Source organism: Pseudomonas meliae, from assembly GCF_001400515.1.
Taxonomy (GTDB): Bacteria; Pseudomonadota; Gammaproteobacteria; order Pseudomonadales; family Pseudomonadaceae; genus Aquipseudomonas; species Aquipseudomonas amygdali.
In genome coordinates this window covers 2,973-9,183 of record NZ_LJQT01000014.1, presented here as the reverse complement: position 1 = coordinate 9,183, position 6,211 = coordinate 2,973, and the positions used below count along the sequence as shown (strand labels likewise).

Here is a 6,211-nt window from a genome sequence, read left to right as displayed (position 1 = left end):
GCGTGTCGCCTTGCTGGAGCGCGACTTTTGCGGCTCGCACTCCAGCGGCGTCAATTATGGCGGCGTGCGCCGTCAGGGCAGGCCCTTGTCGCAACTGCCCTTGTCGCAACGGGCGCATCAGATCTGGAGCGGCCTGTGCGAGCTGATCGGTATCGACGGCGAATACCAGCGCTCCGGCCACCTCAAACTGGCGCGCAGCGAGCAGGACATGGATGCGCTGCGCAGCTACGCCGAAGCCAGTCAGGGGTTCGGGCTGGATTTGCAACTGCTGGATCGAGAGCAACTGCGCGCCCGTTACCCTTGGGCGGGCGATGTCGCCGTCGGTGCATCGTTATGCGCCGACGACGGGCACGCCAATCCGCGTCTGGTATCGCCCGCCTTTGCCCGCGCAGCTCGCCGGGCGGGCGCTCAGGTATTCGAGCAGGCGCCGGTCAGCGAAGTCAGTCACGACGGCAACGCCTTCATCGTCACGACCGCCAGCGGCCTGACACTGCGAGCCCCCTGGCTACTGAATTGCGCTGGCGCCTGGGCAGGAGCGCTGGCGGCACAATTCAACGAACCGGTGCCGATGTATTCGGGGCATCCGGCGATGCTGGTGACAGAACCACTGCCGATGTTCATGGACGTCAGCACCGGTGTCGAAGGCGGCGGCATCTATGCCCGGCAGGTGGCACGCGGCAATTGCGTGCTGGGCGGCGGACAAGGCTTTGCCCTCGGCCCTGCGCATGCCAGGCCGGGACAGGCGGCAGTGCTCGACATTCTGCGCAACGCCGTCGAACTCTACCCGCCATTGGCCGGCGCCCAGGCCATTCGCACCTGGAGCGGCACTGAAGGCTACCTGCCTGATCGCGAACCGGTGCTGGGCCCGAGCCTGACCCGGCCCGGGCTGCTGCACGGCTTCGGCTTTGCCGGGGCAGGCTTTCAGATCGGCCCGGCAGCGGGCGAAGCGCTGGCCGAATGGGTCTGCGACAGTGCCTCAACGATCTCGCTCGAGGCCTTTTCCATCGGCCGCTTCCGCCAGGCAGCTAGCCAACCCACAGAGATAGAACCCGCTACGAACGTCATCCCATTGCACAGAGGAAGGTCGTCCCTATGAAAAGCACCAAACGTCTCGCCCTCACCGGCCTGTCATGCCTGCCCTTGGCTGCCGCACTCGTGTCGTTGCCTGCCCAGGCCGAAACCACGCTGTACCTGGGCATGAACGGCGGAACCATGGAGCGCCTGTACGCCGATCAGGTTCTGCCTGCTTTCGAGAAGGCCAACAACGTCAAGGTGGTGATCGTGCCCGGCACCTCGGCCGATATCCTTGCCAAGGTGCAGGCGAGTAAAGACAACCCGCAGATGCACGTCATCTTTCTCGACGACGGCATCATGTACCGGGCTATTTCCATGGGCCTGTGTGACGCCCTGCAGCCCAGCGCCAGTCTGGCTGACCTGCCTGCCAAGGCCAAAATCAAGGAACAGGCAGCGGCTGTCAGCCTGGGTGTAACCGGCCTTGCTTACAACACGCGGATGTTCAAGGAAAAGGGCTGGAGCGCGCCCACCTCGTGGATGGACCTGGCCGACAAACGTTTCAAGGACAAGGTGGTGTTCCAGTCACTGGCCTCCTCGACCTTCGGCCTGCATGGCTTTCTGATGTTCAACCGTATCCAGGGCGGCAGCGAGAAAGACGTCGAACCCGGCTTCAAGGCCTGGCCGAAAACTGTCGGCCCGAACGTGCTGGAATACATAGCCAGCTCGGCAAAGATCTCGGAAATGGTGCAAAACGATGAAGCCGCGCTGTTCCCGCTGACGCCTACGCAGGTGACCGCCTTGAAGATCAAGGGCGTGCCGGTGGAGTACGCCTCGCCCAAGGAGGGCGGCGTAGTGTTGAACGTGGCTGAATGTGCAATCGCCAATAACAACCAGCCAGAGCTGGCCCAGAAGCTGGCGGCCTACCTGCTGACACCGGAAGCACAGGCACCTGCGCTGGAATTCGGCGATCAGATCCCGTCAAATCCGAAAACCCCGACCTCCGAGAAGACGCGCGCGCAGGTCGAGGCCATGGAAAAGTACCTGGAAACAGCGGTAACCATCGACTGGGATCAAGTCAACCAAATCCGCCCCGAGTGGAACGCACGCTGGAGCCGCAGTATCGAGCGCTAGTCGCAAGCGGCAAGGTCAAAAGGCCGTGCCGTTTACAGGCAAGCACAGGCTGATCACCGCCCGGCAAATTATTTCAACTTATTACCGCACAAGAGAGTCCCACCGTTACGCCCTCTTCTTAAGGCGCATTTAACGGTGGTTCTTTCTTTATGAGTTTTATTGTCTGCATGGGCGTGCTTGGCGTGCTCTTGATGATATTGGCGCTCACGTCCTCGTACCTGCGCTGGATGCCGGTCACTACGTCAGCGGTGTGCCTGGGATTTGGCTTTGGCATCGGGCCGATGGGCCTGGATATCGTCAATCTGGATTTCGAAAAATCCTACGAATGGCTGGAGCGCTTGACCGAGGTGGCGGTGCTGTTTTCCCTGTTCGGGACGGGCATCAAATTGCGCCTGCCCCTGCGCGGCAAGGCCTGGCACTCTGCCTACTGGCTGGCCGGACCGGTGATGCTGGCGACCATTGCTGGCGTGACGGTCGCAGGGCACTACATCATCGGCCTGGATTGGGGCGTGTCGTTGCTGCTCGGTGCCATGCTGTCGCCGACCGACCCCGTACTGGCCGGGATGGTCCAGGTGAATAACGCCCAGGACCAGGATCGCCTGCGGTTTGGTCTGTCCGGCGAGGCGGGCCTCAACGACGGGACGGCGTTTCCATTCGTGATCTTTGCCTTGCTGTACCTGAGTTCCGGGGGCGCAATGAGCGACTGGGTCCAGGGATGGCTGATCAAGGATTTGATCTGGGCGGTGCCGGCCGGTTTGTTGATTGGTTACGGCATGGGCCGCGGCGTTGGCCATCTGACGATCTTTCTGCGCATCAAGAACGCCGACAGCACTACATCACCCAATGACTTTCTGGCGCTGGCATTGATCGCCTTGGCTTATGTCGTTGCGCAAAGCTTGGGTGCCTTTGGCTTTCTTTCGGTATTTGCCGCCGGATTCGGGCTGCGTCAGGCTGAAGTACGTGTCACGCGTTCAGAGCTGCCGTCGGAGCATGTCGCGCAACCAGTCCTGGGGCATATGACTGCATCCCTTGAACAGGGCACAGTAGCGCAGGGCGAAGACATGAGCGACTCGCAACTGGCTGCCGGGGTAATGATGGGCGATATGCTCGCGTTCGGCAGCCTGGTGGAACGCGCAATGGAAGTTTTGCTGATCACTCTGCTGGGCGCGGCGCTGGCGATGTACTGGGATTGGCGCGCGATTGGTCTGGGGCTGGCATTGTTTTGCGTGATTCGTCCCGCGAGCGTCTGGCTGCTGGTCAGCCGTCGCCTGCTTAACGGCAGGCAAAAAGCACTGGTCGGCTGGTTCGGCATCCGCGGCATCGGCAGCCTTTATTACTTGTGCTTCGCGTTGTCACACGGCTTGGCACACGATGTCGGCCACGTTGTGATCGGCATGACCCTTTCAGTCGTAGCGCTGAGCATTCTGGTACACGGCATCAGCATCCAGCCTTTACTGGAACGTTACGAACGCAGCGCCGCCGCCAACCCTGATTAACAGGCCTGCTACGGCAAAGGGCCATAGATGAGGTCGATGAGGGTATTGGAAGAAGCAATTGGACTGCGGCATTTCGACTCGGTAGCGTGGCGGCCATGTAGCAGGTGCATAGCCGCCAGTGCAAAGCTTGAGGCGTGCAGCTAATATGTGGGCAGGCTTGGGCACTTTGCCAGCCTGCGCAAAGGCCCGGATGTTGCACCTTGCAAAAGAGCTGAACCCCTGTAGCACGCTGGCCTCCAAACCTGGAATACAGCTCTCTCGATCATTTAGAAGGTGAAATGTCAGAACCCGTCCTGATGGACCGCTTTGCACGTAAAGTCGATTATCTGCGCATGTCGGTCACCGACCGGTGCGATTTCCGCTGCGTGTACTGCATGGCCGAAGAGATGACGTTTTTGCCTCGGCAACAGATTCTTTCGCTGGAGGAAATCCTTCAGGTAGCCGAGCGCTTCGTGGCGCTGGGTACACGCAAAATTCGTCTCACCGGTGGTGAGCCACTGGTACGCTCGGGTGTCGTGGGTCTGTGTGAAAAGATCGCCGCCCTGCCCGGCCTGCGTGAACTGTGCATGACCACCAACGGTTCACAACTGGACAAACTGGCCGCCCCGCTGTTCAAGGCCGGCGTCACCCGTCTGAACATCAGCCTGGACAGCCTCGACCCGCAACGTTTTCGCGAGCTGACCCGCACGGGTGATCTGCACAAGGTCATTGCCGGTATCGACGCCGCCAATGCTGCCGGTTTTGTGCACACCAAGCTCAACTGCGTGGTAATGCATGGTCGCAATGATCACGAGATCAACGACCTGCTGGCGTTCGCCATCGATCGCAATCTGGATGTCTCGTTCATCGAAGAGATGCCGCTGGGCATCATCAGCGAGCACAGCCGTGCCGAGTCCTTCTACTCCAGCGATCAAGTTCGCGAGCGCATTGCCGAACGTTACACGCTGGTGCCTTCCACCGACTCGACTCAGGGGCCGTCGCGCTACTGGCGTCTGGCCGAAGCGCCGGGCATTCGCATTGGCTTCATCTCACCGCACAGCCATAACTTCTGCGGCACCTGCAATCGCGTGCGCCTGACGGTCGAAGGCCGCTTGCTGCTGTGCCTGGGCAACGAGCACTCCGTGGACTTGAAAGCGGTACTGCGCGCCAATCCCGGTCAGCCTGAGAAACTCGAAAAAGCCATCATCGATGCGATGCAAATCAAGCCGTGGAGCCACAACTTCACCCACGACGATGGCGTGCAGGTCGTGCGCTTCATGAACATGACGGGCGGCTGACAGCCGACCTGAAGGATAACGCCTCATACGAGGCGTTATTTATTTGCCGGCCTTGCGAAAGAACAAGGTGATCTGCCCGACTTCGACACCCAGCTTGGTCATCGACGAACGATTGGCCATGGTCTGCTTGTCGATCAGGTGCATCCAGTCATCCAGGCTGACGTCATACTCGGTGCCGTCCACCGGCAACCTGAGCACATAGTTCCAGTGGAAGCTGTTGCCTGACACTTCGCCATAGGCCTCGCCAACCACGTCACCTGCCGTGCCCTTCCAGCGTCCCGGGCCGTCAGGACGCAAACGCCACTCCCGGACCTGCTTGGTGCCATCGCTGTAGCTGAAGGCCTCGTGCATGACCAGCACTTCGCCTTCACTGTGCCCGTCGATCACCACGGTAAAGCGCTTGGTGACTTCACCGGAGCGCTTTTGAAACATTCCCCAGGCCTCGACACGCCCGGTGAAGTACTGGCGCAGATCGAGCTTGGGCTCTTCCTGACTGTAACGGGTTACCGGCACACCGCCGCAGCCGCTCAGTACAAGCCCCGCAAACAACATCAACATCCACTTTCTCAGCATGCGCCCTCCTTGATGGGTCATGAGCCGGTACTGCCGAGCAACTGCTCACGCAGCTCGGGGTTACGGGTTTTCGGGTCAAGCCAGATGGAAAAGAAAGCCTTGGCGAACTCACTGTCGGGCACGACATGCTGGAGTTTGTCGCCGACATAGAAACGCGCTTCGCGGCCGGGCAGGTAAACCCCGGTAATCTTCATGCCCGGCTTAACATCGACAAATGACTGGTTCATTTGCTGACGCCATTGCGCCAGTTGCTGTTCGTTCACCTTCGACCCGGAAATACGCTTGATCTCATCGATACTGGCATCGACCAGATCTTCGCGGTCAATATCGCGATGGTAAGTCAACTCAAGAGCCAGCGGCGCACTCGCTACAAAGGGCTTGGCGGGACTAAGCAACCTGGCCGTGTAGACACGAAAGCCGAACAGGCTGAGATCACCGCCACCGACAACCTGGGCATTGGGCAATGCCTCCCGCCAATCCGCCGAAGCGCCAGCGCTGAGCAACATCACCAACCATAGCCATCGTGGCACACGCATCGGCAACCTCTGTGTAGGTCAGGTGCAGGCGCTGCCATGAAAGCATCGGCAGGCCGGAAATGAGAGAAGTCAGATAACTGACTCATGGCCGGAATCTATACCAGCAAAAACACTTTGTACAACCAATAAGGCAATTACCCTTTCGGGCGCTGAAAATAAAAAAGCCTGTTCCCGATCAGGTTCA

Annotated in this window: 5 protein-coding genes and 1 pseudogene (1 of these 6 running past the window's edge); 4 read left to right on the top strand and 2 right to left on the bottom strand. The window is 60.0% G+C overall.

The window, feature by feature from the left end:
- The 4 genes and pseudogenes from ALO64_RS00420 to moaA form a co-directional block, all read left to right on the top strand.
- Positions 1-1,096: pseudogene (locus ALO64_RS00420) on the top strand (NAD(P)/FAD-dependent oxidoreductase) (it extends 76 nt beyond the left edge of the window).
- Positions 1,093-2,145 carry an ABC transporter substrate-binding protein gene (locus ALO64_RS00415; protein WP_044344995.1) on the top strand — a complete coding sequence of 351 codons (1,053 nt, stop codon included), beginning with the start codon at positions 1,093-1,095 and terminating at the stop codon, positions 2,143-2,145. Before ALO64_RS00420 ends, ALO64_RS00415 begins: the two are co-directional and overlap by 4 nt.
- 149 nt (positions 2,146-2,294) lie before the next feature.
- Positions 2,295-3,641 (top strand): cation:proton antiporter, encoded by a 1,347-nt coding sequence (locus ALO64_RS00410; protein WP_044344996.1) that lies wholly within the window; start codon positions 2,295-2,297, stop codon positions 3,639-3,641.
- 278 nt (positions 3,642-3,919) lie between these two features.
- Entirely contained in the window at positions 3,920-4,918 is a 999-nt protein-coding gene (gene moaA / locus ALO64_RS00405) for a GTP 3',8-cyclase MoaA (protein ID WP_002553792.1), read from the top strand.
- A 39-nt stretch (positions 4,919-4,957) separates the two neighbouring features.
- On the opposite strand, the gene ALO64_RS00400 is transcribed toward moaA, so the two are convergent.
- Positions 4,958-5,491: a DUF3833 domain-containing protein gene (locus tag ALO64_RS00400; protein ID WP_044319206.1), complete on the bottom strand. Its 534-nt coding sequence runs from the start codon at positions 5,489-5,491 to the stop codon at positions 4,958-4,960.
- A 17-nt stretch (positions 5,492-5,508) separates the two neighbouring features.
- Complete coding sequence (locus ALO64_RS00395) at positions 5,509-6,027, bottom strand: chalcone isomerase family protein (RefSeq protein ID WP_044344997.1); 519 nt, start codon at positions 6,025-6,027, stop codon at positions 5,509-5,511.
- Between the last annotated feature and the right edge of the window lie 184 nt (positions 6,028-6,211).